General features: G+C 70.8%; 14 protein-coding genes. 9 read left to right on the top strand and 5 right to left on the bottom strand.

What is annotated here, in order from left to right; all coding sequences use genetic code 11:
- Positions 1–29 precede the first annotated feature (29 nt).
- The 6 genes from ACFYM6_RS26435 (at position 30) to ACFYM6_RS26410 (ending at position 5,425) form a co-directional block, all read left to right on the top strand.
- Positions 30–647, top strand: coding sequence for an IS607 family transposase (locus ACFYM6_RS26435; protein ID WP_387279714.1), 618 nt, complete (start codon positions 30–32; stop codon positions 645–647).
- Positions 644–2,611 carry a zinc ribbon domain-containing protein gene (locus tag ACFYM6_RS26430; protein ID WP_387279712.1) on the top strand — a complete coding sequence of 656 codons (1,968 nt, stop codon included), beginning with the start codon at positions 644–646 and terminating at the stop codon, positions 2,609–2,611. The genes ACFYM6_RS26435 and ACFYM6_RS26430 overlap by 4 nt, the downstream gene beginning before the upstream one ends.
- Before the next feature lie 69 nt (positions 2,612–2,680).
- A complete protein-coding gene (locus tag ACFYM6_RS26425; protein WP_387279791.1) occupies positions 2,681–3,340 on the top strand; it encodes a DNA alkylation repair protein in 660 nt (219 codons plus the stop codon).
- 23 nt (positions 3,341–3,363) lie between these two features.
- Positions 3,364–3,573, top strand: a complete 210-nt coding sequence (locus ACFYM6_RS26420; RefSeq protein WP_387279710.1) for a hypothetical protein — start codon at positions 3,364–3,366, stop codon at positions 3,571–3,573.
- 113 nt (positions 3,574–3,686) lie between these two features.
- Positions 3,687–4,592, top strand: a complete 906-nt coding sequence (locus ACFYM6_RS26415) for a GNAT family N-acetyltransferase (protein ID WP_387279708.1) — start codon at positions 3,687–3,689, stop codon at positions 4,590–4,592.
- Between the two features lie 56 nt (positions 4,593–4,648).
- On the top strand, positions 4,649–5,425 hold the full coding sequence (locus ACFYM6_RS26410; RefSeq protein WP_387279706.1) for a Stf0 family sulfotransferase: 777 nt from the start codon (positions 4,649–4,651) through the stop codon (positions 5,423–5,425).
- Positions 5,426–5,585: 160 nt separating this feature from the next.
- Here the strand turns inward: ACFYM6_RS26410 and ACFYM6_RS26405 are convergent, their stop codons facing one another.
- Positions 5,586–6,419 (bottom strand): alpha/beta fold hydrolase, encoded by an 834-nt coding sequence (locus tag ACFYM6_RS26405; protein ID WP_387279704.1) that lies wholly within the window; start codon positions 6,417–6,419, stop codon positions 5,586–5,588.
- Between the two features lie 253 nt (positions 6,420–6,672).
- On the opposite strand from ACFYM6_RS26405, the gene ACFYM6_RS26400 reads away from it, so the two are divergent.
- The 3 genes from ACFYM6_RS26400 to ACFYM6_RS26390 all read left to right on the top strand — a co-directional run bounded on the left by ACFYM6_RS26400 (position 6,673) and on the right by ACFYM6_RS26390 (position 10,166).
- Complete coding sequence (locus tag ACFYM6_RS26400) at positions 6,673–8,628, top strand: zinc ribbon domain-containing protein (protein WP_387279702.1); 1,956 nt, start codon at positions 6,673–6,675, stop codon at positions 8,626–8,628.
- 202 nt (positions 8,629–8,830) lie between these two features.
- Complete coding sequence (locus tag ACFYM6_RS26395; RefSeq protein WP_387279700.1) at positions 8,831–9,346, top strand: DinB family protein; 516 nt, start codon at positions 8,831–8,833, stop codon at positions 9,344–9,346.
- Positions 9,347–9,509: 163 nt separating this feature from the next.
- Positions 9,510–10,166 carry a TMEM175 family protein gene (locus ACFYM6_RS26390; protein ID WP_387279698.1) on the top strand — a complete coding sequence of 219 codons (657 nt, stop codon included), beginning with the start codon at positions 9,510–9,512 and terminating at the stop codon, positions 10,164–10,166.
- 265 nt (positions 10,167–10,431) lie between these two features.
- On the opposite strand, the gene ACFYM6_RS26385 is transcribed toward ACFYM6_RS26390, so the two are convergent.
- From ACFYM6_RS26385 to ACFYM6_RS26370, 4 genes are all read right to left on the bottom strand, one after another.
- Complete coding sequence (locus ACFYM6_RS26385; protein ID WP_387279696.1) at positions 10,432–12,018, bottom strand: DHA2 family efflux MFS transporter permease subunit; 1,587 nt, start codon at positions 12,016–12,018, stop codon at positions 10,432–10,434.
- Positions 12,019–12,748: 730 nt separating this feature from the next.
- The gene (locus ACFYM6_RS26380; RefSeq protein WP_357436373.1) at positions 12,749–13,312 is read right to left on the bottom strand and encodes a GerMN domain-containing protein; all 564 of its coding nucleotides are present in this window, start codon (positions 13,310–13,312) and stop codon (positions 12,749–12,751) included.
- Positions 13,309–14,661, bottom strand: a complete 1,353-nt coding sequence (locus ACFYM6_RS26375; protein WP_387279694.1) for a sensor histidine kinase — start codon at positions 14,659–14,661, stop codon at positions 13,309–13,311. The genes ACFYM6_RS26380 and ACFYM6_RS26375 overlap by 4 nt, the downstream gene beginning before the upstream one ends.
- Entirely contained in the window at positions 14,658–15,332 is a 675-nt protein-coding gene (locus ACFYM6_RS26370; RefSeq protein WP_387279692.1) for a response regulator transcription factor, read from the bottom strand. The genes ACFYM6_RS26375 and ACFYM6_RS26370 overlap by 4 nt, the downstream gene beginning before the upstream one ends.
- Between the last annotated feature and the right edge of the window lie 65 nt (positions 15,333–15,397).

The raw sequence follows: 15,397 nt of genomic DNA, 5'->3' as shown, positions 1-15,397 counted from the left end.
AGAATCCTCATTGATCATAGGATGATCGTGTGGAACTTCTTCGGCTTGCGAAGGCCGCGAAGCGTCTTGGTGTTCACCCGGTGACGCTTCGTCTGTGGGCTGATTCGGGGAAGATTCCGGTGACGTGGGTGGGCCGTGAGCGTCGGTTTTCCTCGATTGATGTCGAGGCGATGAAGGTTTCCACCGGCGGCGGTGCGCGCCTTCGGTTGGAGGGCTTGTACGTGCGGGTCTCTGGCTCCGGTGGGCAGGAGTCCTCGTTGGAGGCGCAGGAGCATGAGCTGCGGACTACGTCCGCCGGCGAGGTCGTGAAGGTGTTCCGTGACCGGGCGTCGGGCCTGCGAGAGGACCGGCCTGGCCTGAATCGGCTGCTGCGAGCCGTCGCCGATGGGAGTGTCACCGTGGTGCGGGTGACGCATGAGGATCGGCTTGCACGCTTCGGTGTCGGCTGGCTCAAACACTTGCTGGCCGTGCACGGCGCCACCCTGGAAGTGCTCCATCCGAAGAAGCTCGGCGGACGGGAGGAGTTGCTGGAGGACTTTGTTTCGTTGGTCACGACGTTCGCGGGGCGCCTGTACGGGATGCGGTCGGCGGAGAACCGGCGTCGTCTGCTGGCTGAGTCCGGGCAATGCCAGGCCAGCGACCGGTGAGCAGGCTGCCGCTGGTCGAGGGCGAGGCCTCCCGTACAGCGTGCGTCCGCAGCCTGGTGCGCGCGGGTGTGGACGAGGAGACCGGCGGGGTCCTGTCTCAGGGGGTGCTTGTGCAACGGGTCGGCTGGTGTGCCGACCTGGTGGCGGGCATGGTGGGTGCGTTGATCAGCGGGCACTGGAACACCGCGGATGTGGAGGTGCTCGCCCGCGGCGTGGACGCTGGTGGCCGGAAGCTTCCATCGAACGCGTGGATGGCGCTGCGGCGCCTGGGTTGGACCGCCCCCACGCCTGAGGGCGTGAAGGTCAATGACCGGATCGCGCGGATGGCGCAGGAACAGGCGGGGCGTGCTCTTCGCTCGGTGAAATGGCGGGCCGACGTGACCGCCGGTGTCCTGGCGACCTGGCCGGCCGCACCACGTCATCGCACCCACGCCGAGTGGGAACACGTTCGGGCGTCGATCCCTGGCGGCAGGCATCTGCCATCCAGCCTCATCAAAGGCCGAACCCGACAGGTCGTCAAGTTCCGTGCCGGGCATGGCCGGCTGCCGGTGGACGTGTTCGAGCTCGAAGGTGTCCCGAAGGTTCCGCGGATGCTGCTGCTGGCCGCGTGTGACAAGCAGCAGGCCACCATCGAACGCAGCGAGACCAACCCGGGCAGGGTTTTGCTCCGCTTGCAGTTGCCCACCCGCCCAGATCCCGAAGCGTATCGAGACTGGACCTGGGTCGAGTGCCCGATCATCCTGCCGCCCACGGTTCCCCCGGGCGCGGTGTTGCACTTGCCGACCCTGCGTGTCGCAGGCGCCACGGTGTACGCCGATTTGGCATACAGCCACCCGGTGCCGAAGGGCCGACGCGCCGGTCACTCGGTGGCGCTCGGTGTGGACTGGGGTGTGAACACCCTGTTGTCCGCCGGGGCCCTGCGCCTGCATGCGGATGGGCGGATCACCGCGCTGGGGGCTGGGGCTCAGTTCCGGGCCGCCGGCGTCCTCGCCAAGCAGCATCGCCTCCGGCGCCTGTCAGAGCGGCTGTACGCCAAGGTCGACCAGTACCAGCGGCTCGCTGGCGGTGACGAGCGGCATCAACTCGTCGGCAAGCATGCGGTCCTGCGCGACGAGATCCGCCACGTGTCCGAACGCCGCCAGAACCTGAACAACGCGCTCGCCTGGGCCGCCGCCAGGTGGGCCGTCGACCAAGGCATCGCCGCCCGGGCGACCGTCATCTACCTGGAAGACCTGCGGTCGATGGAAGCGCGGGGCATGGGCGCCACCCTGAACACCCGCCTGTCCCAGCAGGTCCGCGGAAAGATCGTCGACCGCATGCGGCACCTCGCCGCCGAGGCCGGTATCGCCGTGGTCGCCGTTCCCGCGCGGAACACCTCCAAGCACTGCCCGCAGTGCCTGACTCCGCTGCGGCACCGCAAAGCCCCCGATCGGCCGACCGTGGCGGGCTGGAAGTGGGCTCGCTGCCCCAACCAGTCCTGCCGTTGGCAGGGCGACCGCGACCATGGCGCCTGGCGGCGGATCGCCGCCCGTGGTCTGACCCACCAGGCCAAGACCGTCACCGACAAGACCAGCGGGCAGATGGTGATCCGCACCGTCGTGGACAAGCTCGAAGCCGCAGCCGTCGTCGCCCCACCCGCCAAGAACAGCCGCGAGGACCGGTCGAAGACCGGCCCCACCCGGCACAAGCCAACACGCCCCGCGCCCAGGCGACGCAGGGCACCCTCCCCCACCCGGCCCCACAACCGAGCGGGCAAGCGTCCGGAGGGACACGCACCAACGGACCGGAGGCTGCCCCGCGCAGCCCACCGACACCAGAGCGTGAACACGACCAGCACACCCACCACCGGCCACCAGCCGAGAGGAGCCGCACTGGGCGCAGGATTCCACCTGCACGCCCACGCCTCCCCACCACGGTGGGAAACGATCCCGGAAACCCCATCCGATTCAGGATCACTAAGCTGATCAGAGACGCTGCATCCCGCACGTGATGGACGGGAGGCTGAGGTGGCCGAGACGACGCTGACCGAAACGATGGTGGCCGAGGTGATGGCCGAGTTGGCCGAGCTCGAGGACCCGAAGACACGCGAGGTGAACGAGAAGCACGGTGACGATCACGGTGTGAACCTCAGCAAGCTGCGCGCGCTCGCGAAGCGGCTGAAGACGCAGCAGGAACTCGCGTGCCGGCTCTGGGAGACGGATGACACCGCGGCGAGACTGCTGGCGATCCTGATCTGCCGCCCGAAGGCGTTCGGGCGTGACGAGTTGGACGTCATGTTGCGCGAGGCGCGCACACCCAAGGCGCACGACTGGCTCGTGAACTACGTGGTGAAGAAGAACCCGCACTCCGAAGAACTGCGCCTGGCCTGGTCCGCCGATCCGGATCCCGTGGTCGCGAGTGCCGGCTGGGCGCTGACCAGCGAACGCGTGACGAAGACGCCCGAGGACCTCGACCTCGCAGGACTGCTGGACGTCATCGAGGCGGAGATGAAAGACGCCCCGGATCGCCTGCAGTGGGCGATGAACGAGTGCCTGGGTCATATCGGGATCGAGCACGCCGAGTACCGCGCCCGTGCAGTCGACATCGGTGAGCGCCTGGAGGTGCTCAAGGACTATCCGACATCCCCGGGCTGCACGTCTCCGTTCGCGCCCATCTGGATTAACGAGATGGTACGGCGACAGCACGACAAGTAGGAAGCCGGCTGGTGCTGGCCTCGGTGAGTTCCACCGCGGGGCGCCTGGACGGTGACCTGCCGCAGTGGTCCGCGTCGACGATCCGGGCCTTCTCGGCGCCAGCGATGATCGTGCTGCCGACTGCGACATCCTCGGACGGAGCTTGCAGTGGAATGTTCCGGCTGCTCGGCGGCGGTGTAGTCGGCGACCTGGCCGGGCTGCCGGCGTGCCGGCTGGCGATCTGCCCGGCATGACGCGTACGACCGTCCGCAGCGGGCGGAGTCGCTGGTCCCGATGGTCGACGAGTTCCCCGAGGTCTGGCGGTTCAGGCTGGCGATGCCGAAGATGCCTGACTAAGGTCAGGTATATGGATGCGGAGCTCATCGCCGCCGTACGGCGGTTCAATCGGACGGTGACCCAGCGGGTGGGGGCGCTCGACGACGAGTACATGGCCCGCGGACGTCCCCTCGCGCAGGCGCGCCTGCTGTGGGAAATCGGCCCCGGCGGCGCCGAGGTCGCCGCGCTGCGCGCGCGGCTCGGCCTGGACTCGGGTCACCTGAGCCGACTCCTGCGCACCCTCGAGGGCGACGGGCTCGTCACCGTGGGGCCGGCCGACCAGATCGGCGGCGACGGGCGGGTACGGGTCGCCGCGCTCACCGAGACCGGCCGGGCCGAGTGGACGGAGCTCGACAAACGCTCCGACGAGTTTGCCTGGACCATCCTCGAGCCGCTCGCCGCGCACCGCCGCCAGCGACTCGTCGCAGCGATGGCCGAGGTCGAGCGACTGCTCGTCGCGTCGATGGTGGCCATCGCACCATGCCCGCCGAGCGACCCGCGAGCCCGGGCGTGCGTGCGGGCCTACGCCCGGGAAGTCGCGCGACGGTTCGACGACGGCTTCGACCCGGCCCGGAGCAATCCCGTCAACGACGACGCGCTCGTCCCACCCGCCGGCGTGTTCCTGCTCGCCACGCTCAACGACGAGCCCGTCGGCTGCGGCGCGGTGAAACTCCACCGCGACGCACCCGCCGAGATCAAGCGCGTCTGGGTGTCCGACGCGGTGCGTGGGCTCGGGCTCGGCCGACGGATACTGGGCGACCTGGAACGCTATGCCGCCGACCGCGGCTGGACCGCCGTCCGGCTGGACACCAATCGCAACCTCACCGAGGCGATCGCGCTCTACCGCGCCGCCGGCTACCACGAGATCGAGCCCTACAACACGGAGCACTACGCCCACCACTGGTTCGAGAAGAAACTCGCACCTGACGGCACCTGACGCCGCTGGTACGCAATTCAGTTGCCGGTAAACGGGCGATGCGGTTGCCTGCCATCATGCTCACGGACCGCGTCGACGGTGTCGACTCGTACTTCGTCTGCGCGACCCCTCGCACCGGCAGCTCTCTTCTGCTGGGGTTGCTCGCGTCCACGGGCGTCGCCGGTCACCCTCAGGCCTACTTCCGCTCGCCCGACGAACTGCTGTGGGCCGACCGGTGGGGGATTCCCCGCACCGCAGAGGGCCGCTTCGACTACGTGGACTACGTACAGGCCGCGCTCGCCGCGGGCCGGACGGACAACGGTGTGTTCGGCGCGAAACTCATGTGGGGGACGCTGGACGAACTGGTCGACAAGCTTGCGGCGGCGTATCCCGGCCTTCACGCCAGCCCGGTCACGCTGCTCGACCGGGCATTCGGCCGCACCCGTTTCGTCTTCCTACGACGGGATGACGTCCTGGCACAGGCGGTGTCCTGGCTACGCGCCGAGCAGACCGGCACCTGGTTCAAGGGCGGGAACGGAGAGATCAGCGGCAACACCGGCACCGGCGCCCCACCCCACTTCGACGCGGACGGGATCACGCACTACCTCACCGTGATCGGGCAGCACAACGCGGCCTGGGAAGCGTGGTTCGCCTCGTGGGGAATCCGACCGCACGTCGTGCGCTACGAAGACCTGGACCGGGACATGGTCGCCACCACACGCGGCATCCTCGGCTTTCTCGGCCTCGACCTTCCTGAGGCCGGACGCCCCATCGCTGCCCAGCATCACCGGCAGGCCGACGACCTGAACCGACAGTGGATCGAGCGGTACCGCGCGGCGGTGGCAGAACGCTGACCTGCTGGTCCGCGACGTGCGGCCGGACGGCGCCCCATGGTGTTGGCCCGCCCACCGCCGCTCCCCCGGGGGGCGAGCGGGCCAACACCACCCGATCGTGAGGGCGGTCGCTCACCTCGACAACGCGGTAGCGCCCCGACCTCGCGGCCGTGCGGTCTCCTCAGCGTGGTTGGTCGTCGAGGAAGGCGAGGGCGACCTCGGCGAACAGCGGCGAGCTGAAGATGTTGTAGTGGGTCAGGCCGGGCAGGATCGCGAGGGCGTGCCCGCCCTTCGGCCGGCCCTCCCCCATCCACCCGCCGTCGCGCAGACCGCCGTCGAGCAGCTTGAAGACCTCGACGTAGTGGCTCGGCGGCGCCATGTCGGCATCGGCGGCGACGATCATCGTCGGCACCTGGAGGCCGCGGATGTCCTCGGTGAGGTCGAAGTCCTGCGCCATGGCCTCGCCGATCTTGTCCAGTAGCCGGGGGAAGTCCTCGGGGCGCGGCGCCACCCGCTGGTAGAGCTGGTACATCGGCGTGTCCTTCATGAACTCGGCGGCGGCGGCGCTCACCTGTCCCTGCTGTGCCCGCATCTCCGGGTAGATCGCGTCGGACCGGATGTGCGCCGAGGCGGCGACGAGCCGGCCCACCTTGCCCGGGTACCGGGCTCCGGCACGCAGCGCCACCCCACCGCCGAGGGAGTAGCCGACCAGGTCCGGCTTCTCCAGCCCGAGGTGGTCGATCAGCGCCGCGATGTCGTCGGCCATGAACCAGATGTCGAGGGGCCGGTCGATGTCGGCGGTCCGGCCGTGCCCCTGCAGGTCGACGGTGATGACCTGATGGCGCGCGGCCAGCACGGGCAGGGCCGCTCCGAACATCTCGCCCGACCCCAGGCCGCCGTGCAGCAGGATCAGCGGTCGCCCGGACCCGTGCGTCTCGTAGTAGAGGTTGATGCCGTTCACTTCCGCGTACTGGCCGGCACCCTTGGCCTCGGTGGTCCATTCGGTGGCGGTCACGGTGATCCTTCCGTCCTGGCTACTGGGTGCGGTGCGGATGTCCGTCCGCCCGGCAGGCTGACCAAGTTGATTATGAATCGTCATTGATCATAGATTGGTCGTGTGGACCTTCTTCGATTCTCGCAGACCGCGGCGCGTCTGTCGGTGTCCGTCTCGTGACGCCTGGTGTTTGGGCTGGTTCGGGGAGGATTCCGGTGACGCGGGTCTGCCGTGAGCGTTGGTTCTGCTCGATCGATGGTGGGTCGTTGAGCCGGTGAGCGGGAAGCTGCGGCTTGGCGAAGGCGAGACGGCCCGGACGGCGTGCGCCCGCGCTGTGCTGCGCACCGGCGTGGACGAGGCAACCGGCGAGGTCCTGTCTCAGACGGTGTTGGCGCAGCGGGTCGGTTGGTGTGCTGATCTGGTGGCGGGCATGGTGGCCGCGCTGGTCGGTGAGCGTTGGAACCGCGTGGATGTGGGGGTGTTGGCTGGCGGGGTGGATGCGGGTGGGCGGCGGTTGCCGTCGAACGCGTGGATGGCGTTGCGGCGGCTGGGCTGGGCGGTCGTCCCGTCTGGGGGTGTGAGGGTCAATGACCGGGTCGTGCGGATGGCGCAGGAGCAGGCGGGGCGTGCGCTGCGGTCGGCGGCGTGGCGTGCCGATGTGACCGCCGGGGTCCTGGCGGCCTGGCCGGACGATCCGCGCAAGCGCACCCCCGCCGAGTGGGACCAGGTTCGGGCCTCGATCCCCGGCGGCGAGTATCTGCCGTCGAACATCATCAAGGGCCGGACCCGGCAGGCCGCCACGTTCGCCAAGGCCAATGGTCACCTGCCGGTGGACGTGTTCGAACTCGAAGGCGTCCCGCGGACTCCGCGGATGTTGCTGTTGGCCGCGTGTGACCGGCAGCAGGCCATCATCGAACGCTGCGACACCGACCCTGGCAGGGCGCTGCTGCGCTTGCAACTGCCGTCACGTCCGGATCCGCAGACGTATCGGGACTGGACGTGGGTCGAGTGCCAGATCACGTTGCCGCCCACGGTTCCCGCCGCGGCGGTGCTGCACCTGCCCACCCTCCGAATAACCGGCGGGCAGGTGCGTGCCGATGTTGCATACACGCACGTCGTGCCGAAGGCCCGGGCCACCGGTCACTCGGTGGCGGTCGGTGTGGACTGGGGCCTCAACACCCTCCTCAGCGCCGGTGCCCTGCGACTGGGAAAGGATGGGCGGATCACGGCGTTGGGGGCGGGTGGACAGTTCCGCGCCGCCGGGGTCCTGGCCAAGCAGCACCGCCTGCGCCGCCACAGTGAGCGGCTGCACGCGAAGGCCGACCAGTATGCGCGGCTGCTCGGCGGCCGCCCGGACGAGCATGTGAGAGCGAAACACGAGGTGCTGGCCGGCGAGATCCGCCACGTGTCCACCCGCCGCCAAAACTTGAATACCGCGCTCGCCTGGGCCGCCGCCCGCTGGACCGTCGACCAAGCGATCGCCGCCCGGGCGAGCGTCATCTACCTGGAAGACCTGCGGTCGATGGAAGCCAAGGGCATGGGGCACAGCCTGAACACGCGCCTGTCCCAGCAGGTCCGCGGAAAGATCACCGACCGGATACGGCACCTCGCCGCCGAACACGGTATCGCCGTGGTCACCGTCCCCGCCCGCAACACCTCCAAGCACTGCCCGCAGTGCCTGGCCCCGCTACAGCACCGTAAAGCCCCCGACCGGCCCACCACCCCAGGATGGAAATGGGCCATCTGCCCCAACCAGTCCTGCCGTTGGCAGGGCGACCGCGACCACGGCGCCTGGCGGCGGATCGCCGCCCGCGGCCTCACCCACCTAGCCAAAACTGTCACCGACAAGACCACCGGCGCCCTGGTGATCCGCACGGTCGTCGACGAGCTCGAAGCCGGCGCCGTCATCACCCCCCGCAGAGCCAGCCGGGAGGACCGGTCGAAGACCGGCCCCACCCGGCACGAGCCACCACGCCCCGCGCCCAGGCGACGCAGGGCACCCTCCCCCACCCGGCCCCACAACCGAGCGGGCAAGCGTCCGGAGGGACACGCACCAACGGACCGGAAGCTGCCCCGCGCAGCCCACCGACACCAGGACGTGAACACGATCAGCACACCCACCACCACCGGCCACCGGCCACGAGGAGCCGCACTGGGCGCAGGATTCCACCTCCACGCCCACGCGACCCCACCACGGTGGGAAACGATCCCGGAAACCCCATCCGACTGAGGATCGCTAAGCTGATCAGGGACGCTCGGAAAGGGCCGATCGACAGGCTTCCGGCGCCGGCGGTCACCTCACCTTACGCACGCGCCGCCGCGCATGGGGGGAGGCGGCGCCGTCCGCCAGCGCCGATGGCGCGCGCTGGCCGGACGTTCCCCGCACCGCTCGCACCCCACTGCGCGGCGGGAGACGCCGGTACGCTGGGTCGGTGGATCGGTGCGACGAGTGCACATTCGTCTACGCGAGCGTGTCCGCACAGGAACTGCCGGGACTGCTGCGCGAGTTGCGAGCTCGGTACGCGGCCGCGCTGAGCGCGGTGCCGGACCTGCGCCGGCGACCCGCCCCGGGGGTGTGGTCGCCGCTGGAGTACACCTGCCACGTGCGGGACGTGCTCCGCGTCCAGGGTGAGCGGCTGGCGCTGGCCCTCACCGTCGAGGCGCCGGAATTCACGCCGATGGGGCGGGACGAGCGCGCCGTCGCCGACGCGTACAACGAGCAGGACCCGGCGGTGGTGCTCGACGAGTTGGCCGTGGCGGCCGACGACCTGGCCGCCCGGTTCGGCGTGCTCGGTCCGTCGGAGCTGGCCCGCACGGGCGGCTATCCCTGGCCGCAGCCGCAGGCCCGGACGCTGCTCTGGCTCGGCCAGCACACGATCCACGAGGGCGAACACCACCTGCTCGACATCCGCCGGGCCGCCCGGGCCCAGGCCGCCGGCCAGGTCTGAGCCGCTCCCCCGTCCACCGCCCGGCCGGACCGGAAATCGGCGGGCCCGTTTCCCGAGTCGCGACCGTGGTCGTCGACCACGGCTGCCGACGCGGTCCCGGAGCACGCCGCCGGGTTCGCCGAGGCCGGCCCGAGGAATCGGTCGGATTCGTCAGAATCAGGGCATGCACCAGGAGCCAGCCGAAGCCGGTCGACGGCAGTCCGTGGACGGCGATCAACGCCGGAGTACGCTGCAACGGGTCATCGCGTTCACCGACGCGGCCGTGGCGATCGCCCTGACCCTGCTGGCGCTCCCCCTCGTCGACTTCGCCGACCAGAGCAGCGCCCGGCAGTCGGTGGCCGACCTGGTCCACCAACACCTGGGCGACATTCTCTCCTTCGCCGTGTCGTTCCTGGTCATCGCGTTGTTCTGGCGAACGCACCGGCAACTGTACGAACGGCTCGTCGACTACGACGAGGTCCTTGTCGTGTTGAACACGATCTGGATCATGCTGGTGGTCTTCCTGCCGTTTCCGACCGCGCGGCTGTTCGTGGAGGCCCGCCTGCGCGGCGACTCCGCGGCCTTCTATGTCGCCAACATGTTGGCCATCAGCCTCCTCGCGCTCGCGCAGACCTGGTGGATCGGTCGCCGCCCCCAGCTACGTACGTCGCCGGGGCCGGAGACGGCTCCGGCACTGCTACCGCCCGTGGCGCTGTCCGTGGTCTTCGCGGTGGCGACTCTGGCCGCGGTCGTCTCGCCGATCGCCGGGTTGCTGCTGATCTTCCTCGTGCCGGTGGTGCAGTTCGCGGCCGCCCGGCTCGGCAGGTCGGTGGGCGGCTGAGCGCGACGGCGGGATCGGGCGGGCGGATCCGCCCCGGCCATGATCAGCGGGCCGGTGCGACCATGCGCCGCCGGTCCGTGCTGGGCCCCACGCCACCGGGCACGCCGCCATCGCGCCGAGCCGCCGGGGCCAAGCTGTGCCGGAGCCTGCCGGCAGCCGCACAGTGAGACGGCCGGGGCTGCCAGGAATCCCTGGCAGCCCCGGCCGCAGCGTGGCTCGGGCCCGGCCGTCGGGCCACCCGGGTGCCGGGCGGCCCGACGGCGGATCAGTGGATGACGACCGGCGCCGGCGTCTGCTCCGTCTGCTGCCCGTCGAGCGGCTGCGACGGCTTGCGTCGGCGAGGCAGGAACGCCGCCGGGATGAACGTGGTCAGCACGAGCGCGAACCCGACCCAGAATGTGGTGGCGAAGGAGCTGGCGGCGAAGTCCAGCCCGCGCTCGATGAGCTGCGCGGGCACCGGGAACTCCTGGAGGAGCTCCGGCCGCAGCTGCGCCCCGATGGCCAGCCCGGCCTCGGTGACCGGCTTGCCGCTGCTGGGGTCCACCGCACCAGGGATCTCCCGGGAGCCGTTCAGCTCGCTGGTGAGGATCACCGACATCACCGCGGCGCCCACGGACCCGCCGATCTGCTGGAGGATGTTGACCAGCGTGGAGCCGCGGGCCACCTCCTGCGCGTGCAGGGTCTTCAACGCCGAGGTCATGATCGGCATCATCGTGCCGCCCATGCCCAGACCCATCACGAACAGCGAGCCGCAGAGCAGCCAGTACGAGGTGTGCGGGTCGATCTGGGTGAAGGTGAAGAACCCGGCGGCGATGAGCACCAGCGCGAACGGCACGGTGCGGCCGACGGGCACCCGGTCGGCCAGCATGCCGGCGATCGGCATGGTGAGCATCGCGCCGATGCCCTGCGGCGCCATCAGCAGTCCGGCGGTCAGCGTGGATTCGCCGCGGATCTGCAGGAAGTAGCTCGGGAACAGCAGGCCGGCGCCCATGAACGCGATGATGAACACGAACAGGGTCACCGACGCGATGGTCAGGTTGCGGTTGGCGAACAGCCGCAGGTCGACCAGCGGGTGCCGGGGCTTGAACGAGTAGACGACGAAGCCCACCACGAGCGCGGCGCCGACCAGCATCGGCGCCCACACCTTGGTCTCGGCGATCGTGCCGGCCTCGGGCAGCGAGGAGATGCCGTAGAGGAACAGGGCGAGGCCCGGGGAGAGCATCAGCATGCCGAGGAAGTCGAACGACTCGGACGGCTCGGGGTTGTCCTTCGGCAGGGCCAACTGCGCGTAGACGAGCGCGATGACGCCGATCGGCAGGTTGATCAGGAAGATCCAGTGCCAGCTCGCGGTGTCGATCAGCCAGCCGCCGAGGATCGGACCGCCGATCGGACCGAGCAGCATCGGGATGCCGAGGACGGCCATCAGCCGGCCGATCCGGTGCGGACCGGCGGCCTTCGTCATGATCGTCATGCCCAGCGGCATGAGCATGCCCCCACCGAGCCCCTGAAGGACGCGGTAGGTGATCAGCTGGTTGATCGAGTCGGCGGTGGCGCACAGCCCGGACCCGATCGTGAACAGCGCCAGCGCGATCATGTAGAGGCGCTTGGTGCCGAACCGGTCGGCGGCCCAGCCGCTGAGCGGGATCACCGTGGCCAGCGCGAGCGTGTAGGCGGTCATGGTCCACGCGACTCGGGCGTAGGTGGCGTCGAACTCGCTCTGGAACGTCGGAATCGCGACGCTGACGACGGTGACGTCGAGGATCGACATGATCGCACCGAGAACGACGACTCCCGCCACCGTGAGAACCGCGGCGTCGAGCTTGTCCGATGTCGCGGCGGGTTGCTGGGTCACTAACAGTCTCCTGGGTTCGTGTTGATCGGGGGCGGTGGCGGCACCGCGCTGGCGAGCACGGGAAGTCACGAGGAGGGGCGACGTCCGCTGGCACAGTAGCGACTGCGGGCGACAATTCGCGCTCGGATTCTCCGTGACCACCCACACTGGTTGGCCCGGTCACGCCGGCCGCCGGCAAGCCCACGCCCGGCGCGTCGCCGCGCCCCGGGTCTGGACGCCCCACCTCAGGCCGGCACCGCACCGCGGCGGACCCGCAGCCGTCGGCCGCATCGTGCTCCGCGCCGGCTGTGAGACATCGACGCCGGGCTTGTCGTGTCGTCCGGGTCACCGCGCATCGGGGGGTAAACCACGCTGGTCAGAACGCTGCTTGCACCGCCCAGGCAACCTCGACCCGGCGCCGGAGGCAGGCCCGGCCAGGGGTGCGCGCGACCGCGGGCCACGGCCGGCGCGGCACCTCAGGTCTCCGCTCGCGGCCGATGGCGCGGGGCGGAAGGCGGGCGGGGCGACCCCGGGCGCGTCCGTGTCCCGCCGGATACCGGGGCGACACCGCCACCGTGATCCTCAGCACAGCGGCGGTTCGTCGGGTACCGGCGCCGTCCCGTGCGCACCATCCTGCCCGTCCACGAAACAGGTCGACGCGATGATCCGCACGGTCCGCCGCCACCGTCCGCCCGGCAGGCGGTCGGCCGATCGGCCGCCAGCTCCGCCGGTCGGGTCGTCCCGGCGCGGGTCACCGCTGCCGGGTCAGCGGCAGGTAGTCGGCGGCGGTGAGCGGCTGTCGGGACAGGGAACCGTCCGCGCGGGGCACGTCCAACGGCCGCCCGGCCCGCTGGAAGGACACCCCGTCCACGTCCTGCCGCCTGGTGAGCGTGCAGACGATCTGACCGAAGGCGAGGATCTCGTCGCTCCGACCCGTCTCGTCGACGGCTTCCTGGATGTCGACCTCGACGAGTCGGCCGTTCACCCGGGCCCCGGCCACCACGACCGTGCCTGGCAGGGCGCTGGTCACTCCGCTGTCCCGTTCCGTGCTCGACGGCCCGGCGAGCAGGTGCTGCAGGTGGACGTCGACCGGGGGAAGCGCGTCGATCCGGCGCACCATCGGGTACAGCCGGTCGTCGCGGACGAAGCAGAGCGTCTCGTCCACCCGGCCCACCGATCCGGTCGGGGTGCCGGTCACCGGTGCCGGCAGCCGTCCGCGCGGTGCCTGCACCGGCCGGGGGGACTCGTCGATGGGCACCCCGCACCCGGCGAGCAGGACCACGACGAGCAGCAGGGCTCGCGACGCCCGGCTCACGGCAGGCTCCCGGGCAGCTCCACCCGGAACCGGGCGCCGCCGCCCGGCCGGTCCGTCACGCTCGCCCGGCCGCCGTGCGCGGCGGTGTGCTGGGCGACAAGTGCCAGGCCGAGACCCGTGCCGTTGGTGTCCGCCCGGGCGTGGGCGGCGCGGCCGCGGACGAAGCGGTCAAAGATGATCTCGCGGTCCTGCACCGGCACGCCGGGGCCTTCGTCGTCGACCTCGATGACCCCGGCGCCGTCCTGCACCCGCAGGTGCACGGCGATCGGGCCGCCCCCGTAGCGGACAGCGTTGTCCAGCAGGTTCAGCAGGATCTGCTCAACCCGGCGCCGATCGACCAGCCAGCGGCTCGGTGTGCCGGGCGGGATGCGGACCAGGTCGCCGGGCAGGGAGCGGCTGCGGCACGCCTCCCCGGCCAGGGCCGCCAGGTCGACGGTCTCGCGCTGCGCGGGCCGTTCGGTGCGGGCCAGCTGCATCAGGTCGTCCACCAGGCGCTGGAAGCGCGCGACCTCGTCGGCGACCAGGCCGGCCGCGGTGGCGGTGCGCTCGTCGTGGTGGTCGCGGCGGCGGGTGAGCACGTCCGCGGCGGCGGCCAGGGTCTGCAGCGGCGACCGCAGTTCGTGGCTCACGTCGGCGGCGAACCGGCGGTCCCGCTCGATCCGCCGGACCAGCTGGTTGACCATGTCGTTGAACGAGGTGGAGAGCCGGGTCAGGTCCGGGTCGGTGGTGGGGTCGAGGCGGGTGGTGAAGTCACCGGCGGCGATCCGCTCGGCGACGTCCGCGACGGCGGTCAACGGGCGCACGCTGTGGCGGGTGGCGTACCAGCCGAGGGCGGCTCCGGCGCCGGCGACCATGATGCCGACCGCGGTGAGGGTCAACGCCATCACCTGGAAGGTCTGCTCCACCTCGCGCAGCGACGTGAGCTCGTAGTAGCCGGTGGACGCCGACAAGGGAACTCCGACGAGCAGGGTGGGCTGCCCGTCGAGGCGTACCCGCTGCACGCCCGCCTCCCCGGAGCGGACCAGCTGCTGCAACTCGCCGGGGACCGAACTCGCGCCGATGTCCGCCGAGCGGCCGTACCAGCGGCCGTTGAAGTACAGCAGCGGGCGGCGGATGCTGCCGGTGTCCAGGGAGCGCAGCACCTCCACCACGTCGGGGGCGTCGGTGTCCAGCCCGGTCCGCACCACGGCCGCGTCGAAGTAGGCCGCCCGCACCGCCGCCCGTTCCCGCTCGTCCAGCAGCGACCGGCGGGTCAGGTCGTAGGAGAACAACGCCATCGACGCCGCGAGCAGCGACGCGCCGACCGCGAAGGCGGCGGTGACCCGGGCGCGGAGTCCGAGCCGGGTCATCGCTGAAGTTTGTAGCCAAGGCCACGCAGCGTGACCAGGTGCCGCGGGTTCGCCGGGTCGGCCTCGATCTTCTGCCGCAGCCGCCCCACGTGCACGTCGACCAGCCGCTCGTCGCCCGTGTCGTATCCCCAGACCCGCTGCAGCAGCTGCTGCCGGGACAACACCCGACCGGCGTGCTCGGCCAGTTCGCAGAGCAACCGGAACTCGGTGCGGGTCACCGCCACCCGCTGGCCTGCCCGGCGTACCTCGCCGGCGTCCGGGCTGATCTCCAGGTCACCGAAGACCTGCGCGGGGACCGGCGCCGCGAGTGCCCGTCCCCGCCGCCGCAGCGCCCGCAGCCGGGCCGACAGTTCCTTGATCGCCACCGGCTTCACCAGGTAGTCGTCGGCGCCTGCCTCCAGCGCGGCGACGATGTCGTGGGTGTCGTCCCGGGCGCTCACGACCACGATGGGTACGTCGTCGTCGCGGCGCATCTGCCGGATGCACTCGAAGCCGTCGAGCCCCGGCAGCATCAGGTCCACGAGCACGTTGTCGGCCGGGTTCTCCCGCTGCCGCCGCAGTCCCTCCTCCGCGGTCGCCGCGCCGTGCGCGGTGTAACCCTCCTCCTCCAGGGCGAGCAGCAGCGCGAGCCGGATCCGGTCGTCGTCCTCGATCACCAGTACGGCCGTCATACGGGCATCATCCATGGACCGGTGGCCGTGGCCCAACCGTGTCAGCCGTTCCCGGGTTTTGTCAC

Origin of the sequence: Micromonospora sp. NPDC006431, from assembly GCF_042870725.1 — a bacterium.
Taxonomy (GTDB): domain Bacteria; phylum Actinomycetota; class Actinomycetes; order Mycobacteriales; family Micromonosporaceae; genus Micromonospora.
This window is presented reverse-complemented; position numbering and strand designations above follow the sequence as displayed.